This is a genomic window from Thauera sp. SWB20 (assembly GCF_000831325.1).
In the GTDB taxonomy this organism is placed as follows: Bacteria; Pseudomonadota; Gammaproteobacteria; order Burkholderiales; family Rhodocyclaceae; genus Thauera; species Thauera aminoaromatica.
In genome coordinates this window covers 1-22,901 of record NZ_JTDM01000004.1, presented here as the reverse complement: position 1 = coordinate 22,901, position 22,901 = coordinate 1, and the positions used below count along the sequence as shown (strand labels likewise).

The window sequence follows — 22,901 nt, the reverse complement described above, 5'->3', positions numbered from 1 at the left end:
GATGAGCATGCTGGCAAAACTCGAACGACTCATCGGCGAAATCGGCGATCTCAACAGCAAGTTGATCCTGCTGGTTGGCCCCAGCCGCAGCGGCAAGACCCAACTGCTGCGCCAGCTCGGCGCCAAGCTCAGCATCGAGCCGCTCAACGTCGGCCTGGAGCTGGGGCGCCGGCTGGCGGCCACGCCAAACAACAAGCGTGGTTTCTCGGCGGGCGAACTGCTGCGGGAGATCGCGGACAGGGTACGCACCGAAGATCCGCTGCTGCTCGACAACCTGGAGTTGTTGTTCGAGCCGGGCCTACAGATCAACCCGCTTGACCTCGTCAGGCGGCTGGCTCACTCCAAGAGCGTCGTGGCCGTCTGGCCTGGCGAGCTGCGCGGTGATCGCTTGGTGTACGCCGACATGAGCCATCCAGAACATCGTGACTACAGCGGTGACGGCGTGGTCGTACTCGAAATTTGAAGCTACGGGGAAGAGAGAACCATATGGCCAAGAACATGAAATACGGAGATCTGATCCAGTTCGAGCAGATCGAGTCAGTCATTCAGCTGCTCGATGCCGGGCGCCCGGACGAGGCCAAGAAGCTCGTCGCGACCTACGTCATCTCCGACGACATGGCCGAGCGGATCTCCAAGCTCATGGTTCCCCAGCTCAGTTTCGACGACTCCGTCGATCACAAGGGCGTGCTGATCGTCGGCAACTACGGCACCGGTAAGTCGCACTTGATGTCGGTGCTGTCGCTGGTGGCCGAGGATGCGGCCTACGCGCCGATGATCCGCCACCCCAAGGTCGCCGAGGCGGTTGCCCCGATCGCTGGCCGCTTCAAGGTGCTGCGCATCGAGGTGGGCGGGCTGCAGATGCCGCTGCGCCAGATCATCACCCTGCAGCTTGAGCGTTTCCTCGAAAAGATCGGCGTCGACTACACGTTCCCGACCGCCGACAAGGAGCTCAACAACAAGGACTCCTTCGAGGAGATGATGGCCGCGTTCGGCGAGAAATTCCCGGACCAAGGCGTGCTGCTGGTTGTCGACGAGTTCCTGGAGTACCTGCAGTCCCGCCGCGACCACGAGCTGGTGCAGGATCTGGCCATCCTGCGGCAGATCGGCGAAGTCACCAAGCACCTGAAATTCCGCTTCGTGGCCGGTGTGCAGGAAGCCATCTTCGACAGCGTGCGCTTCCAGCACGTGGCCGACAGCATGCGGCGGGTCAACGAGCGCTTCACCCAGATCCTGATCGACCGCCAGGACGTCAGCTTCGTCGTCTCCGCGCGTCTCCTCAAGAAGACGGCCGACCAGCAGAACAAGATCCGCGAATACCTCACGCCGTTCGCCAAGTTCTACGGCTCCATGAACGAGCGCATGGATGAGTACGTGCGGCTGTTCCCGGTTCACCCCGACTACCTGAAGACCTTCGAGCAGATCCACTTCACCGAGAAGCGTGGCGCGCTCAAGACCATCGAGGCCGCCATGCTGGCCATCCTCGATCAGGAAGTGCCCGCCGACAAGCCGCTGTTCATCAGCTACGAGAGCTTCTGGAACACCATCAAGGCCAACTCGGTCCTGCGTGCTGACCCGAACATCAAAGAGGTGATGCGCGTCTCCGAAGTGCTGGAGTCGCGGGTCCAGCAAGCCTTCACGCGCCCGGCCTACAAGGCAATGGCGCTGCGCGTCATCAACGCGTTGGCCGTTCACCGTCTGACCACGGGCGGCGACATCCATGTGCCCATTGGCCCCACGGCTGCCGAGCTGCGCGACGCCTTGTGTCTGTTCCAGCCGGGCGTGGAGGACATGCCGGGCGATCCGGCCGAGAACCTGCTGTCGATGGTCCAGACCGTCATGCGGGAAGTGCTGAAGACCGTCAACGGCCAGTTCATCTCCAAGGCGCCGGACACCGAGCAGTACTACCTCGACCTCAAGAAGGACATCGACTACGACGCGCAGATCGAAAAGCGCGCCGAAGCCCTATCCGACGACGCACTGGACCGTGCCTACTACAGCGCCGTCAAGGCGCTGATGGAGTGCAGCGACGACCTGCGTTATCCCGGCTTCCAGATCTGGCAGTACCAGCTCGAATGGCAGGAGCGCCGTGTCGAACGCATGGGCTACCTGTTCTTCGGGGCGCCGAATGATCGGCCCACGGCGCAGCCCGAGCGCGACTTCTACGTCTACTTCATCCAGCCCTTCGACAAACCGAAGTTCGCCGACAACAACCTGTCGGACGAGGTGTTCTTCCGCCTCACCGGGCTGGACGACGATCTCAAGCGGCACCTGTCGTCCTACGCGGCGGCGCTCGATCTGGCATCCACCGCCAGTGGCGGCGCCAAGGCCATCTACCTCTCCAAGGCGCAAGACTTCCTGCGCGCCATGAGCAAGTGGCTGCAGGAAAAGCAGATGACCGCCTTCGAGGTCACCTACCAGGGCAAGAAGAAGAACCTGCAGGAGTGGGCCAAAGGCGTGTCGCTGCGTGACCGGGCGCGGCTTGGCACGGACGAGCGCATAAACTTCCGCGACGTGGTGAACGTCATTTCGGGCCTGGTACTGGGCCAGCGCTTCGTCGATCTCTCGCCGGAATACCCAACGTTCTCGGTGCTGGTCACTGAGGCCAACCGCAAGCAACTGATCGGCAACGCACTGCGCGCACTGGCCGGCGGCACTCGTACCAAAGATGCGCTCGCCGTGCTCGATGCGCTGGAGTTGCTCGATGGTGATCGCGTCGATCCCGCCAACTCTCGCTACGCGCAGGAAGTACTGAACCGGCTCAAAGCCAAGGGCCACGGCCAGGTGCTCAACCGCAGCGAACTGCTGTCGGGCACCTCGGACGTCGAGTATTTCGCGCCGATCAAGTACCGACTGGAACCCGACCTGCTGGTCACCGTGCTGGGCGGGCTGGTCTACTCCGGCGACATCGTGCTGTCGATCACCGGCGACAAGATCGACTCCGGCAAGCTGACCCAGCTGGCAGAACGCTCGCTGGAGGAACTTAAGCAGTTCAAGCACGTTGAGGCTCCCAAAGAGATCAACCTCGCGGTGCTGCGGGCCCTGTTCGAATTGTTCGACCTGCCGTCCGGCCTCGCCCAGAAGGCCAGCCAGGGCGATACCGAGCCGGTCATCAAACTGCAGGAGAAAGTCAGTGCGCTGGTGACGCGTGTGCTCAAGGCCGGTTCCAACCTGCAGCAAGGCAAGCTCGGCTTTTGGGGCCAGAACCTGCTGCGCGAGGAAGAAGCCAAAGACTGGCACGCCCGGCTGGATTCGCTGAAAAAGTTCACCGAGTCGCTGGCACCGTACAACACCGTCGGCAAGCTCAAGAATCTGCGCGTCACCCAGGAAGACCTGGACGGCCAGAAGAAGAATTTGGAGATCCTGGCCGCCGTCGAGCGTCTGCTCGAACTGGTGGTGGAGCTAGGCAGCACGGCGTCCTACCTCTCGCAAGCCGAGATGGTGCTGCCTGCCGAGCACCCGTGGGTGAAACAGGCCGAAACCGCCCGCAAAGCGCTACAGGAAAAGCTGAGCCAGGACCGCACAGCCGAGCACGCCGCCGAATACCGGCAGACGCTCAACCAGCTCAAGAAGGACTACATCACCGCCTACATCGCCAGCCACAGCAAGGCGCGGCTGGGCGTGGCCGAAGACAAGACCCGCAACGCGCTGCGCAAGGACGACCGCCTGCTGGCGCTTCGCGTGTTGGCTGGCGTGTCGCTGATGCCCACCAGCCAGCTTACTGCCTTCGAGGAGTCGCTCAACGGCCTGAAGAGCTGTTCCTCGCTGGATGAGCCGACCCTGGTCACGGCCGCCGTCTGCCCACACTGCCAGTTCCGCCCCTCTGCCGAGCAGTTGGAGCTGATCCCGGCGGCCAACCGCCTGCACAAGCTGGACGACGATCTGGACCAGTTGGTGACCAACTGGCAGCAAACGCTGCTGGAGAACCTGGAAGACCCGTTCACGCAGGACAGCCTGGGTCTGCTGCCGCCTGCGTCCAAAAAGCTGATCGACGCCTTCCTGACCTCACGCAAGTTGCCGGAGCCGATGACCACCGAGTTCGCCAACGCGGTGCAGGAGGCGCTATCGGGGCTGGAGAAGATCGCCGTCAAGGGCGACGAGATCAAGCAAGCGCTGCTGCTAGGTGGCTCGCCAGCCACGCCGGACGACCTGCGCAAACGCTTCGATACCTTCATGAACGAGCGCTGCAAGGGCAAAGATGCCACCAAGCTGCGCTTCGTGATCGAGTAACGCCATGACTAGAGACGAACTGATCGCCCGCCTCCAGTCCATTGAATGGAGTGACATCGAATTCAAGGAAGCGGCGTGGGCAGTACCCAAGGATGCGCTTTCCACCGTCAGCGCCTTTGCCAATACGGCAGGCGGACATTTGGTGTTTGGCGTCAAACAGGCTAACGGCACGTTTACCGTGACCGGCGTCACAGATGCCGACAAGATGCAGAACGATTTCCTAGGGCAAGTACGCGATGTCAACAAAGTCAGCATTCGCCTACCCATCAATGGCACGGCGCACCAGCTACCCGAAGGCACAGTGCTGGCGTTTTTCATCCCTGAAGCCACGCGCCAGCAAAAACCCGTTTATCTCGACGGCAACCCGAAAAAAGCCTATATCCGCCGGGGCGGTCGCGACGATACCTGCACCGGTGACGAGCTATTGCGCTTCATCCGAGACGCGTCAGGTACCCGCTACGACGCAGAACCGCTGGATGTCGATATCAGTCGCTGCTTTGACGAGACATCTGTGCGTTGGTATCGCGCGCGGTTCGTCGCCAGCAATCCTGGCAAGGACACTGCCGCCGATGACACCACATTCCTGCGGAGCTGGGGCTTCCTTGTCGAACAAGGCGGCATGCTGCGCCCCACTCGTGCTGCCATTCTGGTGCTTGGCAGCGGCGAATACGTCCGCCAGGTGCTGCCACGCATGGCCGTGGATGTACAGCTCTACCGTAACGCAAGCTCCGAGTACGACTCCGCTGTGCGCTGGGCCGACCGCCTCACTGTGGAGGACAACCTCATCAAGGCATGGCAAGCCATCGTCGAGTTCTATTTCCGCCATAGCGAACGCCCATTCGCCGTAGATGCCGGCACTCTGCGTCGTGACGATGATCCGCCGGACTACATCTCCTTCCGCGAAGCTGCCATCAACCTGCTCATCCATCAGGACTTCGGTGACACCACCCGGGTGCCCGTCATCCGCTTCTTCCGTGACCAGACCGAATTTTTCAATCCTGGCGACGCCTTCGCCACGCGCGAGCAACTGCTCGACCCCGGTGACAAAGAGGTACGCAACCCCAGCATCGTCAATGCTTTTCGTCGTATTGGCCTGTCCGACCAGGGGGGCACCGGCGTGCGCGCCATCTTCGACGGTTGGCGCAAGCTGGGCTATCTGCCACCAGAGATCGAGAACCATAAGGCTGACAAAAGCTTCCGTCTGCGGCTACGCAAGGAAAAGCTCATCACCGAAGCACAGGTTCTGGCCCAAGCCAGCCTGGGCGCGCACCTTTCTGCACAGGAAGCCGACGTTTTCGCCTACCTTACCCGCAAGGGTCAGATCGACCTGACCGACGTGAAGGCACTCACCGGCTTTTCCGGCGCAGATGCCCGTGAGCTCGTGCAGCGGCTGACGGTACAAGCGCTTCTGGTGGCGGAAGACGAAGGCGGCAACTTGTTCCGTTTGGCCGAGCACCTGCGCCTCCGGTTCCTGACGAGCATGACCGATGCCTCCATTGAAAATCAATCGGTTGCAGCCAGATCTGGTGATGAAGAGCGTACCGATCAAGCCACCGATCATGCTGACACTAGTGAGGCTGAGCTTGATCGGTCGCTTGATCGGTTGTCCGATGTGCAGCGGCAGCTAATTGGATTTGCAGATGTACCCCGTTCGATGGCCGAACTGATGGCCCATGCGGGTTTCAGCCATCGCCCGCACTTCGTTACAACCCACATTGAACCGTTGCTGGCTGGAGGTGTGCTGCGCCTGACGCTACCTGAAAAGCCGCGCTCGCCCAATCAACGCTATGTCCTCACCGAGGCTGGCGTGAAGCTCAAGCTGCTTCACGAACAGCCCGCAGACCCAACGGAGGAAGACAATGGACATTGAAACCTCCGGGGCCATCAGGCTGTTTTTCCCCAACCCGTCATTGACATTGGTTTATTTTGAAGCCCTAGCCAATGCGCTGGATGCTGGTGCAACCGAGGTATCCATCGATATTGATGTGCAGGCATTTGACAAGCCGGACACACTGAAAATCACTGTTTCAGACAACGGTGACGGATTTACGGATGAGAACTTTGAGCGTTTCAGGAAGCTGCTTAGACCTAGGGATAAGTTCCACAAAGGCATAGGTCGACTGGTATTCCTTAACTACTTCAGTCGGGTAGAGGTAACCAGTACTCGCGATAAATGGCGCAGAAACTTCATCTTTAAAGATGGTTTCGATGGCAATGCGCCACTCGAAATCCTGACAGATGAGCAACCAGCCAAGACGGCGTTGGTATTCAATGGTTTTGCCAAAGATCGCGTCAAATCCTATGACGATCTGAAGCCCGACGCACTTAAACCACTTTTGATCGAACAATTTCTGCCTACGCTGGACGCGCGCAAGCGTGACGGCAAGGCATTCAAGATTTCCGTTAATCTGAAAACCAGTGAAAGCAACGCACAGAAGGAGTTCTTTCCTCACGAAACGGCGATAACGCCCGATGACTTGCCGTCAATGACCAAGATCACGATCCAAGATGATTCGCTGGACGCCATCTCGACCATTGATATGTACTACTACATTGAATCGGTAGCAGGGAAAGGTAGCTCTCTTATAGCGTTCAGTATCGATGGCCGAACGATACCAGCCAACCTGATACCGCCTGCATCATTTCCAGCGGGCTATCTGTGTGTATTCCTATTCGAGTCTGAAATCTTTCACTCCAATGCGGATAGTTCGCGGCAGAAGCTGGTGTTGCCCGAAGGCATACAAGAAGCACGTCTTTTCCGTTTGCTGCGCCGCGAGCTCGGCAAGGTGCTGGCGGACAAAATTCCGCAAATCACCGAAAGAAATGGAAAAATCAAAGAGCAGTTTGAAGAGCAATTTCCGCACTTGCTCGGCTATTTCGAGGACGATACCGTTGGCCTGATTGATCGGGACGATGCTTTGGAAATTGCCCAGCAGCGGTTCTTTCGGGTTCAGAAAGAAATACTTCAGTGCGAAAAGCTGAGTGAGGCTGCGTACGAAAAGTCGTTGGAGCTGTCATCGCGCACCTTGACTGAATACATTTTGTACCGCGAAAAAATTATCGGTCGCATGAAAGAGATGACGGCAGATAATGCAGAGGCCGAAATACACAACCTTATTGTCCCAAGGTTCAAAGAATTCTCGCAGGACACCATGTCTTCAGAGATTTACCAGAACAATGCCTGGTTGCTCGACGATAAATTCATGGTGTTTCGGAGCATCCTGAGTGAGAGGAGCATGGATGCCGTCATCAATGCCATACGCCTTGATGAAGAAAGCGTAGGCGACACGGGCAGGCCAGATATTGCCATGATTTTCTCGGCTGACCCGAGCGATGCCGCACCCGTCGATGTGGTGGTTGTTGAAATAAAGAAGAAAACCAACGAAGAAAAAGACAATTTTTATGCAGTCAATCAACTGCTCGATCGAGCAGGGAAGCTGGTGGCGTATTGCCCGAACATTCAAAGAGTCTGGTATTACGCGATCATGAACATCAATGACACGACAGCATTTCGGTTGCGACAATTCAAGTGGACGCCTTTTTTCTCAAAAGGCAAGGTTTATTACCAGGAGTTCGACACGCCACACCCTGATGGCCGGATTATTCCAACGCCAACCTTTGTTGTGTCTTTCGATGCGATCGTGGCAGATGCTGAATGTAGGAATCACACATTCCTTGAGATTCTGCGAGACGGGATGAAGAAATATGCGGACGATCAGAATAACGGTAATTCACCGGTCGACGAATAACTGGGAAGATTGATTAAGATGAACGACCTACTTCAAGACTACCGCAGCGAAGCCGCCGGCCCCGTCGAATGCCTCGGCCAGACTTTCGCCAGCGACAGCGTGCGGCGTGAACACTTTCTCAAGCTGCTGGCCGAAAAGCTACAAGACCCGACGTTCCGCAAGCAGGAAGGTTTTCCACAGGGCACGGATGAAGCCATTCTCGCCATGTCCGACCCGCCGTACTACACCGCCTGCCCAAATCCGTGGTTGGTGGAATTCGTGGCGCACTATGGCAAGCCTTACGACCCGGCGGTGAAATACAGCCGCGAGCCATTGGCGATTGACGTCTCCGTGGGCAAGACCGACGCCATCTACAAGGCGCACAGCTACCACACCAAGGTGCCGCATCTCGCCATCGTGCCGTCCATCCTCCACTACACCCAGCCGGGCGACGTGGTGCTGGACGGCTTTGCCGGGTCGGGCATGACCGGCGTGGCCGCGCAATGGTGCGGCACGGCCCCTACTAGTTACCGGTTTGAGTTGGAGCAAGCGTGGAAGAAAGAAGGCCGCGCCGCGCCTAGGTGGGGTGCGCGCCGTGCAGTGCTCAACGACCTATCGCCCGCTGCCACGTTCATGAGCGCGAACTACAACATCCCGTTCGATGTGGATGTCTTCGCCAAGGCGGGCAAGCAGCTGCTCCAGTCGGTCGAGCAGGACATTGGCTGGATGTACGAAACGCTGCACAGCGATGGCAAGAGCAAAGGGCGCATCGACTATACGGTGTGGAGCCAACTTTATAGCTGCCCCGAGTGTGCGGGCGAAGTGAACTTCACCGAAGAAGCGTTGGACGAAGAGTCCAAGCGCGTCAAAGATGAGTTTCCATGTCCGCATTGCGGCGCTGAACTGACCAAGACCCGGTTGGAGCGTCTGTACACGACGAAGGCTGATGTCAGCACCGGCAAGTCCATCCAAGTGCCCAAGCGTGCGGCGACGCTTATTGTTTACACGGTTGGCAAGACGCGATACGAAAAGAAGCCAACGTCGGATGACTTGAATGTTATTCAGCGCATTGAGTCGTTGCCTCTTCCGCCACAAGTGCCCACGACCGAAATCCCGCCAATGCACATGACGCATGAGCGGGCGCGGATGGACTATGTGGGGATCACTCATATCCACCACTTTTTCCTACCGCGTGCCGCGCAAGCAATGGGAAAGCTTTGGGAGAAAGCTCAAGGACAATCCGACGCACGTATTCGGGAATTCCTACTGTTCATGGTCGAACAGGGAATTCGAGGAATGTCCCTCTTGAATCGCTACAAACCGATTCAGTATGGACGCATAGGTGGATCTCAGGTTGGTCTGGATATGCCTGGGGTCTACTACGTTTCAGCCATTTCAAGCGAGGTCAGCCCTTGGTACCAGTTTGACGGCAAGCTTGGCAGGTTGGTTTCGGCATTTCAGATTCAATGGTCTAAGGAGGGCGCTTCCTTAATTACAACCGGTACAGCATCAAACATTGGGCTTCCGTCAGAGTCTGTGGACTACATCTTCACAGACCCACCTTTTGGCGAAAACATTTATTACGCTGATCTCAACTTTCTGGTTGAGGCTTGGCATGGTGTTACGACGGACGCAAAGCCGGAGGCAATTATTGACCGCTATAAGAAGAAGGCGCTACCCGACTACCAGCACCTGATGCAACGCTGTTTCGCCGAATACCAGCGCGTGTTGAAACCCGGCCGCTGGATGACGGTGGTGTTCTCCAACAGCAAGGCAGCGGTATGGAATGCCATTCAGGTTGCCCTGCAGCAAGCAGGCTTTGTGGTGGCAGAGGTCACGGCGCTGGACAAGGTGCAAGGCAGCTACCGGCAGGTGACCTCAACGACTGCGGTGAAGCAGGACCTGGTGATTTCAGCCTATAAGCCCAATGGTGGGCTGGAGGACCGCTTCAAGCACAGCGGCGCTACGGTAGAGTCAGTTTGGGACTTCGTGCAAACCCACTTGCAACAGCTGTCGGTCATCAAGGTAAAGAATGGTGAGCTTGAGTTCATCGTCGAGCGGGACCCGCGTCGCATCTATGACCGCATGGTGGCGTGGTTTGTGCGCCATGACGCGCCTGTGCCGCTGTCGACTGATGAGTTTCTTTCCAGCCTTCGTGCTCGCTTCCCTGAGCGCGACGGTATGGTCTTCCTGCCGGAGCAAGTGGTCGAGTACGACAAGAAGCGCGCGCAAACTTCGCGATCACCCCAGATGGAGTTGTTCGTCTCCGATGAGCGCAGCGCCATCGATTGGTTGGCTCAATTCCTCAAGCAACGTCCGTCCACCTACCAAGAGGTGCATCCAGAATTCATCACCCAACTTGGTGCGGGCTGGAAAAAGCATGAGGAACGCCCCGAGCTTTCGGCGCTGCTTGAAGCAAACTTTTTGCGCTACGACGGCACGGGCGATGTACCCAGTCAGATTCACAGCTATCTCTCGTCCAACTACAAGGATATGCGGGAGCTCGAAAAATCTGCCCCTCGGTTGAAAGCAAAAGCGCGGGACCGTTGGTTCGTACCAGATCCCAATAACGCTAAGCAATTAGAGGAAAAACGCGAGAAGGCGCTGCTCAAGGAATTCGAGGCCTATCGGTTGTTCACCGGCCGCAAGATCAAGGAGTCGCGTCTGGAGGTGCTGCGTGCAGGTTTCCGCGCGGCATGGGCCAGCAAGGACTACGCGACGATCATCAGCATCGCCAACAAGCTGCCAGAGGAAACGCTGCAAGAGGACGAGAAGCTGCTCACCCTCTATGACCTCGCGCTGACCCGTACCGAAGACGGGATCTGAGTATGGCCGGCGGTGGGTTCACCATTGGCGACTGGTGCTGGTTCACCCGGCAGGCATCGCCGTGCCGCGTAATTGAGCGGCAGGACGTGTGGGGCGAGTTGGCCTACCGCGTGTGGCTGCCCGCCAAGGACGCTGTTGTGCGCGCTCGGGCGGTGGATCTGGCCTCGCTGGAAAGCGTGCGCCCGAGCGTTGAGCAGATCCTGCACACCACGGCGGCAGCCAAGCTGCTGGATGCGCTGGAGGACAACCTGCTGTTGGCGCCCATCCAGTCCAGCGTGGTGCCGCTGCCGCACCAGCTTTACGCGTTGAACCGCGCCATCAGCCGCGACCGTATCCGCTACCTACTGGCCGATGAGGTGGGCCTCGGCAAGACCATCGAGGCCGGTCTGGTGTTGCGTGAGTTGAAGTTGCGCGGCCGGGTGAAGCGCATCCTGGTGGTGGCGCCCAAGGGACTTGTACGCCAGTGGCAGGCGGAAATGCGTCTGCACTTTGGTGAGAAGTTCCAGTTCATCGAGCCGTCCGAGCTGGCGGCCTTCCGCCAGTGGCGCAGCGGTGGCGCAGGCGAGGAAGAGAACCTATGGCGCATGCACGATCAGGTGATCTGCTCGCTGGATTCGGTGAAGCCACTGGAGGGCCGTCGCGGCTGGAGCCTGGAGCAACTCAACACCTACAACCGCGAGCGCTTCGAGGACCTGATCTCGGCGTCGTGGGATCTGGTTATCATCGATGAGGCCCACCGCATGGGCGGCAGCACCGAGCAGGTGGCCCGCTACAAGCTCGGCGTGGCGCTGGCCGAAGCCTCACCCTATCTCTTGCTGCTGTCAGCCACGCCGCACCAGGGCAAGACCGACCAGTTCATGCGGCTGATGCAGTTGCTGGACCGGGAAGCATTTCCGGACGAGAGCAGCGTCAGCCGCGACCGGGTACGCCCCTTCGTGATCCGCACAGAGAAGCGCGCATCGATCAACGCCGAAGGCCAGCCGCTGTTCAAGCCGCGTGTGACCCGGCTGCAGGCGGTTGCCTGGCAGGCCCGACACGGCTCGCAGCAGCGCCTGTACGAGGCGGTGACCGACTATGTGCGCCACGGCTACAACCAAGCTATGGCGGCCAAGCAGCGCCACATCGGCTTCTTGATGATCCTGATGCAGCGGCTGGTGACGTCCAGCACGGCAGCCATCCGCACCACGCTGGAGAAGCGCCAGGCCCTGCTCGATGCGCCACCACCGCAGGCCAACCTGTTCGAGAACACCAGCCCGGACGAGTGGGCGGACCTCGACGGCCAATCCCAGGTGGATCTGGCGATGCAATCCAGTGGCTGGGAGCTGGAGAAGTCTGAAGTCGAGATGCTGCTGGATCTGGCGCGTGAAACCGAGGCTGCGGGCACTGATGCCAAGGCCGAGGCGCTGCTGGAGCTGATCTACAAGCTGCAGCAGGAAGAAGGCGACCCGGCGCTGAAGGTACTGATCTTCACCGAGTTTGTGCCTACCCAAGCTATGCTGGCCGACTACCTGGAGAGCCGTGGATTCTCGGTGACGACCCTTAACGGCAGCATGGACCTGGAAGCGCGCACGCGGACACAACAGGTGTTCTCAAAAGATGTGCGCGTGCTGATTTCGACGGATGCCGGTGGTGAAGGTTTGAACCTGCAGTTCTGCCATGTCATCGTCAACTTCGACATGCCGTGGAACCCGATGCGGATTGAGCAGCGCATTGGCCGGGTAGACCGTATCGGACAGAAGCACGTTGTTCGCGCCATCAACTTCGTGCTCGAAGACACTGTGGAGCATCGAGTGCGCCAGGTGTTGGAGGCAAAGCTCGAGGTCATCGCGCAGGAGTTTGGCGTCGACAAGGCGGCCGACGTAATGGACTCGGTCGAGGCCGACCCGATCTTCGACGAGCTGTTCGTGCATGGTCTGCAGAACCCGGATGCCATTGAACAGGAGTGCGACGCGGTGGTGTCGCAGCTGCGATCCACCCTAGCGGAGTCGAAGAAGAACAGCGATCTGCTCACCACAGAGCACGATCTGGACGCTGATGATGCCCGCAAGTGGCGCGACCATCCGGCGCAGTTCTGGCTGGAGCGCGCCATCACCAGCGGGTTGGCTGCGCGCGGCGGCTCGGCGGCGAAGGTTGGCAAGGCGTGGCGAGTGAAGTGGGCGGACGGCAGCGAGTCGGCACAGGCTTGTTTTGACGCCCGCACGGCGGATGAGAACCCGGAGTTGGAATGGGTCACGATGGAAGACCCACGCGCCCGTGCTGTGATCAGTGAGCTGCCATGCTTTGTCGCCGGCCAGCCGCTACCGGTGATCCGCGTGACCGGTCTTCCGGACTCGGTACGCGGCATCTGGTCGCTGTGGGAGATCAGTCTGGCGGCTGAAGGCTTGAGCCGGAAGCGCTTCCTGCCGGTGTTCATCAACGAGGAAGGCCGGCCCTTCGTGCCGACCGCCAAGCGCGTCTGGGATCTGCTGCTCACTGAGACCGTAGACGTGCATGCCGTGACGGGTGCCGAGGAGTCGGTGAGGTGGTTCGAGGCATCGCATTCGGCTGCCAGCACCCAGGGTGAACGGATCTTCACCGAGCTGCTGACCGAACACCGCGCCCGGCTGAAGGAAGAGCGCGAACGTGCGGTGTATGCGTTCGAGGCCCGAGGTCAGGCCATTCGACGAATTGGCTTACCCGCCGTGCGTGAGCACCGGCGCAAGCGGCTGCAACAAGAACACGATGCACGCATGGCCGCCTTGGACGACATGGAGGCCAGCGTGCCGGATTTGAATGCCGTGATGATGGTGCGCGTCTCCGGCGATGTGATGCCCGGAGCGAATGTGACGAAAGAGCGTGTGGCATGAGCCAGTGGTCAGAACGCATTCTCAGCCACTTCACGGCCGATCTCACCCGGCTGTGGGTGGCGTGCGACCCCGACGATGTGCTCCTGGACGAAAAGCTCTTGTCCGAACTGCGCAGCCGGGGCTTCGAGGTCATGCTGTACGAAGACCCGTTCGCCTTTCGGGCGGAATACGAGGAACGCTATCGCGCAGCCTGGGATCGCGGTGAGGCGGGGCCAGCGCCGTCGCTGATTCTTCATCTGCGCAGCGCTGACGCGAATGAGTTGCCGTGGGACATCATGCACCACGGGCGTGTGGTTCGATTGAGCCTTGCGGAGCTCTTCCCCAAGCTGGCATACAGCGCGGTACAGCAAGTGGAGCCGGAGCATTTTGCCGGGCTGTTTCATGCCCACCGGACCGAATTGCAGTCAGCGCGCGGCGAGAACGAGTCCAAGGACTTCATCCTTGAACACGTCTACCAACTGGCGCCAAGGTCGATTCGCAACCCGGTCGACTTCTGGCGTGAGCTGCTGCGAATGCACTTCGCCAATCGCTCGTTGCCGCCCCTGTTTGCTCAACACGCGGCAGGCATCATTCAAGGCAAGGGGCTCTTCACGGATCTGCCCGTCGCCACATGGCTGGCGTCCAAAAGTGCGCTGCTGCGCGTGGTACAGGATGCGTGGTATCGCTACCTGAAGACCCTGGGGCTGGATGGCATGCGCACGGGCGAACCGCCACCGCCAGACTACGTCGCCAAGATAGAGATTCCGTTCGAGCACTCCGATGTGCAGGTGCTGGTCGACTCCATGTTCCTCGACGGCAGCTTGCATCCGCTGGCGGTGCACAGTGTTCCGGCGGGGATGCCGAGTTGGATCAAGGCCGGCATTGTCCAGGACCCGGCGGCGTTGCAGGCTTTGGTGCTCAAAGGCATCGATGGCCTGATCGAGACGACCCCAACGGCGGCCTCTTCGCACAAGGACTGGAGCGAATTCGCCAAGCGTTACGGTGAGATCCTGGCCCGCACGCATGGTCTGCCAGGCACGGAAGGCAGCGAACACCTGCCGGTGATTCGGGAGCGGATCAAGACATTGCAGGCGCAATCAGACGAGCGTCTTCAAGCCTGGGTCGCAGCCAAGCATTACGCCGACCTGATCCTGCAGCCGGTGACCAAAGGCCCGGTGATGGTGCACCACGTGCCGCGCTTCTTGCGCCATCGGCGGTCCGCAGGGGAAACCAAGGTGGCTCTGCTGGTATTCGACGGGCTTGCCTTCGACCAATGGGTGCAGATCCGGGAGCGCCTGATCGCCACCACAAAACGCTTTGCGTTCGACGAGGGAACCGCGTTCGCCTGGCTGCCGACCGTGACATCGGTGTCGCGTCAGGCGCTGTTCTCCGGCCTGAAGCCGCGGGAATTCGACGACTCCATCGACAGGACGGACAAGGAGGAATCCTTGTGGAAGACGTTCTGGCAGAACGAAGGCGTCAACTCGAATGAAGTGATGTATCGACGCGCGCTGCGACAGACCAATCAGCTCGACGCACTGGAAGCGGATTTGATCGACCGGCGCCCGAAGGTGGTGGGCCTGGTCATCGATGAAGTGGACGATCGGCTCCACAAGGAGCGGTCCAAGAAGGACGTGGCGATGTGGATCGGGAACTGGTTGACGACCGGTTTCGTCGACCGGCTGTTCTCGCTGCTGCTGGACAAGGGATACCACATCTATCTCACGGCGGACCACGGCAACGTTGAGTCCACCGGCGTCGGCAGGCCCAGCCAGGGCGTGATTGCAGAGACGCGCGGAGAGCGCGTTCGGGTCTACCGGAGTGAGCCATTGCTGGCCGATTCCGCTGCGGCCTATCCCACCACAGTCAGGTTGGACATCGCTGGACTACCCGCGAACTTCATGCCCCTATTCGCAGGCGGACGAACCGCCTTTGTGCCGGAGGGAGAGCAGGTGGTGGTCCACGGCGGGGTGTCGGTCGAAGAGTTGATCGTGCCCTTTGTGAAAGTCAGTTATGTGATTGGTACCGAATGAATTCATCAGCCCCTCAAATCGGCTTTGATCGGTTCATTCAGCTTGATTGGGCGGCTGCAGCACTGAATGTTCGTGCGGGTGCGGCTGGGCTAGATGATCTGAATGCACTGCTTGATGCAGCCGGACTTGGCGTTGAAGCCAAGAAGAAAACACGCACCGTACTGAATCGGCTCTGGCTGGAGCCGCGCGCAGAACTGGTTGATTACGCAGATCGCGGCGTGGCCATCCACAAGACGCAGCCGGACATTCCCGTCGCCGCGCTGTGCTGGGGTATGGCCGTTGCGACGTACCCGTTCTTCGGCAAGGTGGCAGAGCTGGTGGGCCGACTGTCCGCCATCCAGGGAGATTGCGCGTCCGCCGAAGTGCACCGGCGCATGAGTGAGACCTACGGGGAGCGCGAAGGTACCCGGCGCATGACCAACATGGTCATCCAGAGCCAGGCTAGCTGGGGCGCGGTGGAGCGTGTGGAAAAAGGCAAGCGCGTGATCCGGCTTGCTTCAACAGCGATCGACAACGCCGGACTCACGGCATGGCTGATCGAAGCGGCTGTGCGCTACGCCGGCAAGCCCGTTTCTGTGCCCAGCCTGCAGTCGCTGCCAGTGTTGTTCCCGTTCACCCTAACGCGGCCACTGGCCTACATGGTGTCGAACAGCGCGAACCTGAGCCTTCGGTCGGAAGGGCCGAGTAATCAGTTCGTCGCGCTGCATCAGAGGTAGTCATTGCTCATGTCCTGGCGATCCCACATCGACCTAGCTGTAAAGCGCATGCGTAAGGCGGTCGCCAGGCGAATCGCAACATTATGGCACTACACCTATCGAGCCCAACACCAGCTTTGGGTATTGAAGCTTCGATACGGCCATATCGCTTTTTATGCTCTGCTGCTCCTTCTCCTTTCTGAAAGCGCCTACCTGTCGCCAGCTCTCCAAAATGTGCTTGCGAGCTATTACTCGACCGAACATGCAGTCGAGGGTCTGCGCGGGCTGATCCTCAATGTGGGAAGCGCGCTGATAGGGGCTGCTGCGATTGTTACTTCCCTCGTACTATTCGCCATGCAGGTGAACATCGAGCGCATGCCTCACGGGCTATTTCGCCGTCTGAGCGCAGATCGGAAGTTGCTCGGTGCGTTCGCGTTGGCATTCCTCCTGGCAATAGGCGTCGCAACGCTGTCGACCTTTGTGGATCAGGCCCGGCTGGCGCAGGTCGTGCTCGCAGCATCATGGGCGGTCGTATTCATACTGATCTCGTTCATGTACGCCTATCGGCGCGCTTTGGTTCTCATCAACCCATTGCAGCAACTGGGCATACTCATGCAAGACACTCGTAAGGAATTGCGGACATGGGCTCGGCGGGCTCAGCGTGCGATGCCGCTGCTTGAACGCGATGAAGGCGCAAATTCCACGACGTCGCCTTCGGACTCCACGCATGACTTGGCCCGTACCGCATTTTTTCAGATCAACAATAGATGGACCGATGGAACAAAACGAGCGGTCCGACATGCAATGTCATTTGCGGGGCGCTATGCAGAGCAGGGAGACTATGAAGTTTCTGGTGCGGCGCTGAACGCTGTCGTCGGCATCAATGCTGCATACATCGAGTCCAAGGGAAAAACGTTCTACGCCAACAACCCCTTTGTCGAAAATCCCTTCTCCAGCGATGGCTTCATCAACGACACGCTGGAGCGCCTGCGGCAAAACTCGCAGAGTGGGATTGCGCGTCGGGATGAGCAGCAAATCGAGCAGACACTGCAAGCAATGGCTGCACTTGTCCGAGTGTATCTCGGCATTGATTACTCCAGCCCGTATGCCTCGAAAAGCCACGCGCAGCTCGCTACAGGATACCTTGCAAGCGCGGTGCAGTCGGTCGTTCCTCATGGTATGGCCGATGTTCTGCTAGAGGGACAGCGGCTCATGGGGCAATCTGCGCAATATCTCCTAGCCCATGGAGATCCGAACGACATAGCAACGCTCAGCGAAAAAATTGCTTTGATTGCGTGCACTGGCTGCGCGAAAGAGGACTACCGCCCCGTCACGATGGAAGGCATGGCGCAGCTTGCGAATCTCACTTTTGATCTACTTCGCTGTGGGAGCCACGACATTCACTTCGCCGTTGGGGAAGTCCGCCGAGATGTTGCTTTGGTGGCGAAGTTATTTCTCACCGTACCAGATACTCCCCTGTCGAGCAGCCATAGCACATTTTTGGGGCCGTACTACTCGTCGACGAGCATGCAGAGTTTGATGTCGCGGCTTACGGAGTTGGCGAACGCGCTCTCGCAAGCACAACCGGACAATGCAGATGCCCAAGCGGTGATACGAAACATCGAGCGTTGGGCGGATGGCATTTACCAAACGGAGAAGGAGCTACTTCTCGCAGCCATACAGGCAAAGTCCCACTTTGCTTTTGACATGATCCACTGGATAACGGGCGTAACGGAAATCCTGTTGGCAGTGTCGAATGCGCCCGCATGCGACCACCACAGCCAAGAGGAGCTGCAGAAGCATGCGCGCTGGTTGATCGCGACATTGACTTGGATTCCCGATGACAAGGAATCGGTGACGTTTGTTGAGAACTTCCAGATGACCGAGGTGTTGTTCGAAGCCGCGGTCAATGCTCGAAATCGCGGCTGTGATGAGATCGCAAGGGAGATCGGGGAAAGCCTCGCATCCTGGACGTTCAAAGGTGGGAGGTATCAAACAGGCAGGGCAGTGCTGGAGAGGGGGTTTTGTGGTCTCGCAGCATTCGCCGTCAATGGTGGGGATGAAGAGATTTGTCGGCGCGCGTCCAAAAATACCCAGCTGTGCGCGTTGAATTTTACCCAGGGGTTTTAGCCGCGCGTCATCGCGCGGGCTGTCTGTCAGTGTAGCCCAACGGATCGGTTTTTCGTTTCCGTTTGTCGGCTCGTCAGAGTGCGCAGAGGGAACCCGCGCAGGGCGTAGCCCGGAGCGGGTTCCCTCTGCGCGGCGGTCGCTCAGAAGGGCTCGTCCTCCGTCGCGGCGATCTTTCCGCGTTTGCTCTGCTCGCGCGCCGCGATCCGCGACTTCGCATCGGCCGTACTTTGGCGGAAGCGGTAGGACTCATTGCCGGTCTCGACGATGTGACAGTGGTGCGTGATCCGGTCGAGCAGCGCCGTGGTCATCTTCGCGTCACCGAACACGGTCGCCCATTCGCCGAAGGTGAGATTCGTCGTGATCATCACGCTGGTGTGCTCGTAGAGTTTCGAGAGCAGATGGAAGAGCAAGGCCCCGCCCGACTGGCTGAAGGGCAAATATCCGAGCTCGTCGAGAATCACCAAATCCATGCGCAGCAAGGAGAAGGCGAGTCGGCCGGCCTTGCCGGCGGCCTTCTCCTGTTCGAGCAGATTGACGAGATCGACAGTGGAGTAAAAGCGCACCCGCTTGCTGTGACGGGTGATGCCGGAGACGCCGATGGCGGTCGACAAGTGCGACTTCCCGGTACCGGTTCCGCCGATGAACACGACGTTGTGGGCGGCTTCGGTGAAGGTCAGGGTCGCGAGATCCTTGATCAGCTCGCGATCGACCTTGGATTGCTCGAAGTCGAAGCCGGCGAGATCGCGGTGAACCGGGAATTTCGCCGCGTGCAGTTGGTAGGCGATGGAGCGCTCGTGCCGGTCGGCGTCCTCGGCCCGCAGCAGGTGTTCGAGCAGCCAGCGCGAGCTTTGCACAGTAGTTTCGCCCTGTGCAGTCAGCTCCACCCAGGCGTCGGCCATGCCATACAGGCGCAGGCTCTTGAGTTCGGTGATCAGGTCACGCATGGCTCACCTCCCCGCGCAGGCGGTCGTAGCGCTGGGGATCGGCGAGCGGCGTCTCGCTCACGGTGAGCGCGGTCGCGACCTGCTCCGGGGGTGGTGCGGATTTGAGCCGGTTGAGCACGTTCTCGACGTGTTCGGGGCTGGGGCGTCCCGATTCGAGCACCACCTCGATCGCCACGAGCACCGTCTCCAGACCGTGCGCGGGGACGGCGGCCAGGACTCGGGCCATGAGGCGGTCACCGCCCTCGCGCTTGAGCAGCAATGCGCGCAGCCGCTGCAGCGGTTCGGGCATGTCGGCGAAGGGAGCGCCGTTGCGCAGCGCGCCGGGCTTGCGCGCGATCAGCGGCAGGTAATGCTGCCAGTCGTAGCGCGCCTCGTTGCGGCCGAAGCTACGCACGTGACTCGCGACCACCGCATCGTGGGCGACGAGATCGATGCGCTCCGGATAGACGCGAATGCCCACCACCTGACCGACCAGTTCGCACGGCGCCGAGTAGCGGCAGCGATCGAAGCTCACCAGGCAGGTGCTTGAGACCTTCCCGACGGTCTCGACGTAGCCGTCGAAGGGCACGATCATCGGCATCAGCTGCGGCCGTTCCTGTTCGAGCATCTCGGCCAGCGTGAGGTCGTACTCCGGATGCTTGAGTTCCTGCCACAGGCTGCGGCAGCGCGCCAGCAGCCACAGGTTCAATTCCGTGAAGGAGCCAAAGCGCACCGCCGCGGCGTCCTGCCAGATGCGCCGCCGGCTGTCCTGCACATTCTTCTCGACCACACCTTTCTCCCAGCCGGCCGCCACGTTGCAGAAGTCCGGGTCGAACAGATAGTGCGAGGCCATCGCGGCAAACCGCGTATTGACCACGCGCGCCTTGCCCTTCTTCACGCGGTCGACGGCCGTCTTCATGTTGTCGTAGATCCCGCGCCGGGCAATTCCGCCCAAGGCCGCAAACGCCCGCGCATGCGCGTCAAAGAGCATCTCGTGGCTCTGCGTCGGGTAGGCCTGGAGGACGAAGGCGCGGCTGTAGCACAGCTTCAGGTGCGCGACGAGAATCTTGCGCCACACCCCGCCGATCACGAGGTGCTCCTCGCTCCAGTCAAACTGATGGGCCTCGCCCGCTTCGAACTGCAGCGGCACGAAGGCTTTGGTGACCGCAGCGCCGCCCTGTGCACGCCAGCGTCGGATGAATTCGGTGACGCGGCTGTAATCGCCCTCAAACCCCTGCACCTGTAGCTCAGTGAAGAGCTTGAGCGCGCTGCGCCGATCCCGCACCGGCCGACGCGCATCGGTCTCAAGCATCCTCACCAGTTCCGCCGCATACGGCGTGATCTTGGTGTCGCCGACGCGGCGTTGGTACTTCGGCTCCACCCCCTCGGGCGCATTGAGCCACTTGCGGATGGTCTTGCGCGTGAGTCCCGTGCGCCGCTCGATCTCGGACTGCGACAGCCCGTCGCGGTAGTACAACCGCCTTACCTTACCCAGCATGTTCATGGTGATCATCTCCTCGGTTCCCCGCTTCACAACGGAAGCGGCGGAGGTTAATGACCCTGGGTAATTTTCAGCGCGCACACCCCGCTAAAACTGGGTAGTTTTCATCGCGCGCCAACAGAGATTTCACTACTCAGAACCGCAGTCGCATCTCGATTGACCGGCAAGTCTGCTCCGGAGCAGGAAATCCGCGATCGAACTGCCAGAGAAATCCTGGAACGCGCCGAGAACCTGTACAGGCAAGGACACTGGTCGTCACGGATCGAAATGGCAATTGCTCAATCCGACCATGCGAAACTGCGTCCACTGCTGGAGGAAATCGCCTTCGCGCTGTCGCCAGGCACAGCCAACAAGTAGGCTCGGGCCGCCTCCACACATGGTGTTACGTCCCTGCCATTGGTGCAGCCGTCTTCTGCAAATGACAATATGTCTATCGGAGACGTTCCACGAAGGTGATTGACCGTCTTACAGGTACTTCTTGAACGTCGCCGCCGCAATGCACACCGCCACGCCGAGCAGTGCGGCGCTGGGCAGCAGGATCAGCAGCGGATTCACGCTGACCGGCAATGCGAGGTAGATTACCCACGGCAGCACGGCCAGCGGCATCAGCGCGGCCCTGGCGCGGTGATAGATGAACCCCGATTCGCGTCCCGCGCCGAAGCGGCGGATGTCCCGGCGCACCAGGCCGTCCACCAGCCCGACGAAGGCGGCCATCAGGAACAGCGGCAGGGTCAGGCAAAGCACCAGCAGCCGCACGAGGAAGACCAGCGTCGTGTAGGCCGCCGCGATCAGGTAGGTCTCCACGTTCACGTAGACCAAGCCGATGTAGTAGCGGAAATCCTTGGTCGGGCGATGGCTGCCGGCGCTGGCCTGCGCCGAGGCGTCGCGTATCCAGTCCAGCAGACCACTTTTCACGAACAGCCAGTCGTAGCCCTGTTCGACCAGCCGGTGCGCGGTGCGGCCCGGCTCCTGCACCAGCGCGCTGCGCGTGAAATGCGTGGAGAGCTGATCCAGCTCGTAGTGCAGCATGCCCTGCGCATGGCGCCAGCCCTGCTCGGGCCAGAAGAAGTGCATGCCGACGCACTCGATCAGGATGCACAGCAGCAGCGCGCCGCACAGCACGCCGAAGAAGCGGAACGGCAGCGTGACCAGGCCGGCGATCAGCCCCTGCTGTCGTTGCTGCTGGCGCTGGGCCGCGACGGCCGGATCGCTCATGCTTCGGCCTCATCAGCGGCGGCCATCTGCTTGAAGTCGTCCAGCAGGTCGTCGGGCAGCGCCTTGTCTTGCAGGCCGGGGATGCCTTGGTTCTCCCACCAGTCTCCTGCCTCGACGTAGTGCTGCCGCATGTAGCCGGCCAGCTCCTGCAGATCCTTCGGCATGGCTTCGTCGGGGTCGGGTGCCGGCAGCGGCATGCGGACTTTCCAGAGGTTGCCGCCCTCGATCAGCGCGAAGCACTGCCCCTTGGGCAGCGCCACGACATGTGCGGGCTCGATCAATGGCACGCTGGTCGTGCTGATACGGTCCTGGGTGTTGGACGTGAAGGCGGTATTGCCGTGCGGGTCGGAGCTGTCGGTGGCGCCGCTCATCAGTGCCGTGGCGTACACCTCGACCTTGGGCAGTTGTCGCGTCAGCAGCTCGGCGGTGGCGGTCTCGCGCACGCGCAGCATGAACAGATTGTTGAAGTTGCCGACCACCTGGCCGGCCTTGGCCCTGTTGCCGATGCGCGCCTCGATGTCGCTCAAGGTCTGCGTGTAGGCGGTCACCTGCACGCCGGCACCGCCTCCCTTGTTGACCATCGGGATGAACTCGTCGCCCATGAGTTCATTGAATTCGTCGGCGTGGACGTTGATCGGAATCTTGGCGCCCACCGCGGCGCCGGGCAGCCCGTCGTCGATGCCGAACTTGTAGATGTGGCCGGCGACCGAGACCAGGTCGCTGAACATCGAGTTGCCCACCGCCGCCGCGACTTCGGCGTCGGACAGCGCATCCAGCCCCACGTAGACCACCGCGCGT

The 22,901-nt window shown here is 60.2% G+C and carries 14 protein-coding genes; 10 read left to right on the top strand and 4 right to left on the bottom strand.

The features are described 5' to 3' along the window. Position 1 precedes the first annotated feature (1 nt). Genes brxF through PO78_RS00475 form a run of 9 tightly spaced genes read left to right on the top strand, consistent with a single transcriptional unit; the run spans position 2 to position 18,464 of the window. Complete coding sequence (gene brxF, locus PO78_RS00515) at positions 2-463, top strand: BREX-3 system P-loop-containing protein BrxF (RefSeq protein ID WP_082047663.1); 462 nt, start codon at positions 2-4, stop codon at positions 461-463. Between the two features lie 35 nt (positions 464-498). Continuing rightward, entirely contained in the window at positions 499-4,227 is a 3,729-nt protein-coding gene (locus tag PO78_RS00510) for a DUF6079 family protein (protein ID WP_043741317.1), read from the top strand. Between the two features lie 4 nt (positions 4,228-4,231). Next, on the top strand, positions 4,232-6,097 hold the full coding sequence (locus tag PO78_RS00505) for an RNA-binding domain-containing protein (protein WP_043741287.1): 1,866 nt from the start codon (positions 4,232-4,234) through the stop codon (positions 6,095-6,097). Next, a complete protein-coding gene (locus PO78_RS00500) occupies positions 6,087-7,976 on the top strand; it encodes an ATP-binding protein (RefSeq protein ID WP_043741284.1) in 1,890 nt (629 codons plus the stop codon). The genes PO78_RS00505 and PO78_RS00500 overlap by 11 nt, the downstream gene beginning before the upstream one ends. 18 nt (positions 7,977-7,994) lie before the next feature. After that, positions 7,995-10,781 carry a DNA methyltransferase gene (locus tag PO78_RS00495; protein ID WP_043741281.1) on the top strand — a complete coding sequence of 929 codons (2,787 nt, stop codon included), beginning with the start codon at positions 7,995-7,997 and terminating at the stop codon, positions 10,779-10,781. A 2-nt stretch (positions 10,782-10,783) separates the two neighbouring features. After that, positions 10,784-13,627 (top strand): DEAD/DEAH box helicase, encoded by a 2,844-nt coding sequence (locus PO78_RS00490; protein ID WP_043741278.1) that lies wholly within the window; start codon positions 10,784-10,786, stop codon positions 13,625-13,627. Next, positions 13,624-15,639, top strand: coding sequence for a BREX-3 system phosphatase PglZ (gene pglZ / locus PO78_RS00485; RefSeq protein WP_043741276.1), 2,016 nt, complete (start codon positions 13,624-13,626; stop codon positions 15,637-15,639). Before PO78_RS00490 ends, pglZ begins: the two co-directional genes overlap by 4 nt. Further along, the gene (locus PO78_RS00480; protein WP_043741273.1) at positions 15,636-16,355 is read left to right on the top strand and encodes a hypothetical protein; all 720 of its coding nucleotides are present in this window, start codon (positions 15,636-15,638) and stop codon (positions 16,353-16,355) included. Before pglZ ends, PO78_RS00480 begins: the two co-directional genes overlap by 4 nt. A 9-nt stretch (positions 16,356-16,364) precedes the next feature. Then, complete coding sequence (locus PO78_RS00475) at positions 16,365-18,464, top strand: hypothetical protein (protein WP_156147746.1); 2,100 nt, start codon at positions 16,365-16,367, stop codon at positions 18,462-18,464. 140 nt (positions 18,465-18,604) lie between these two features. On the opposite strand, the gene istB is transcribed toward PO78_RS00475, so the two are convergent. Together istB and istA are read right to left on the bottom strand one after the other, a co-directional pair. Continuing rightward, positions 18,605-19,408 carry an IS21-like element helper ATPase IstB gene (gene istB / locus PO78_RS00470; RefSeq protein WP_043741267.1) on the bottom strand — a complete coding sequence of 268 codons (804 nt, stop codon included), beginning with the start codon at positions 19,406-19,408 and terminating at the stop codon, positions 18,605-18,607. Further along, positions 19,401-20,891 (bottom strand): IS21 family transposase, encoded by a 1,491-nt coding sequence (istA, locus tag PO78_RS00465; protein WP_156147745.1) that lies wholly within the window; start codon positions 20,889-20,891, stop codon positions 19,401-19,403. Before istA ends, istB begins: the two co-directional genes overlap by 8 nt. Before the next feature lie 153 nt (positions 20,892-21,044). Here istA and PO78_RS22675 point away from each other — a divergent pair, with 153 nt between their 5' ends. Beyond that, on the top strand, positions 21,045-21,245 hold the full coding sequence (locus PO78_RS22675; protein ID WP_156147744.1) for a hypothetical protein: 201 nt from the start codon (positions 21,045-21,047) through the stop codon (positions 21,243-21,245). Positions 21,246-21,353: 108 nt separating this feature from the next. Here PO78_RS22675 and PO78_RS00460 read toward each other — a convergent pair whose 3' ends face one another. Both PO78_RS00460 and PO78_RS00455 read right to left on the bottom strand, forming a co-directional pair. Further along, positions 21,354-22,103: a TIGR03747 family integrating conjugative element membrane protein gene (locus PO78_RS00460; protein WP_043741261.1), complete on the bottom strand. Its 750-nt coding sequence runs from the start codon at positions 22,101-22,103 to the stop codon at positions 21,354-21,356. Next, positions 22,100-22,901: TraM recognition domain-containing protein (locus PO78_RS00455; protein WP_043741257.1), on the bottom strand; the 802-nt coding region annotated here is incomplete at its 5' end. The genes PO78_RS00455 and PO78_RS00460, both read right to left, overlap by 4 nt.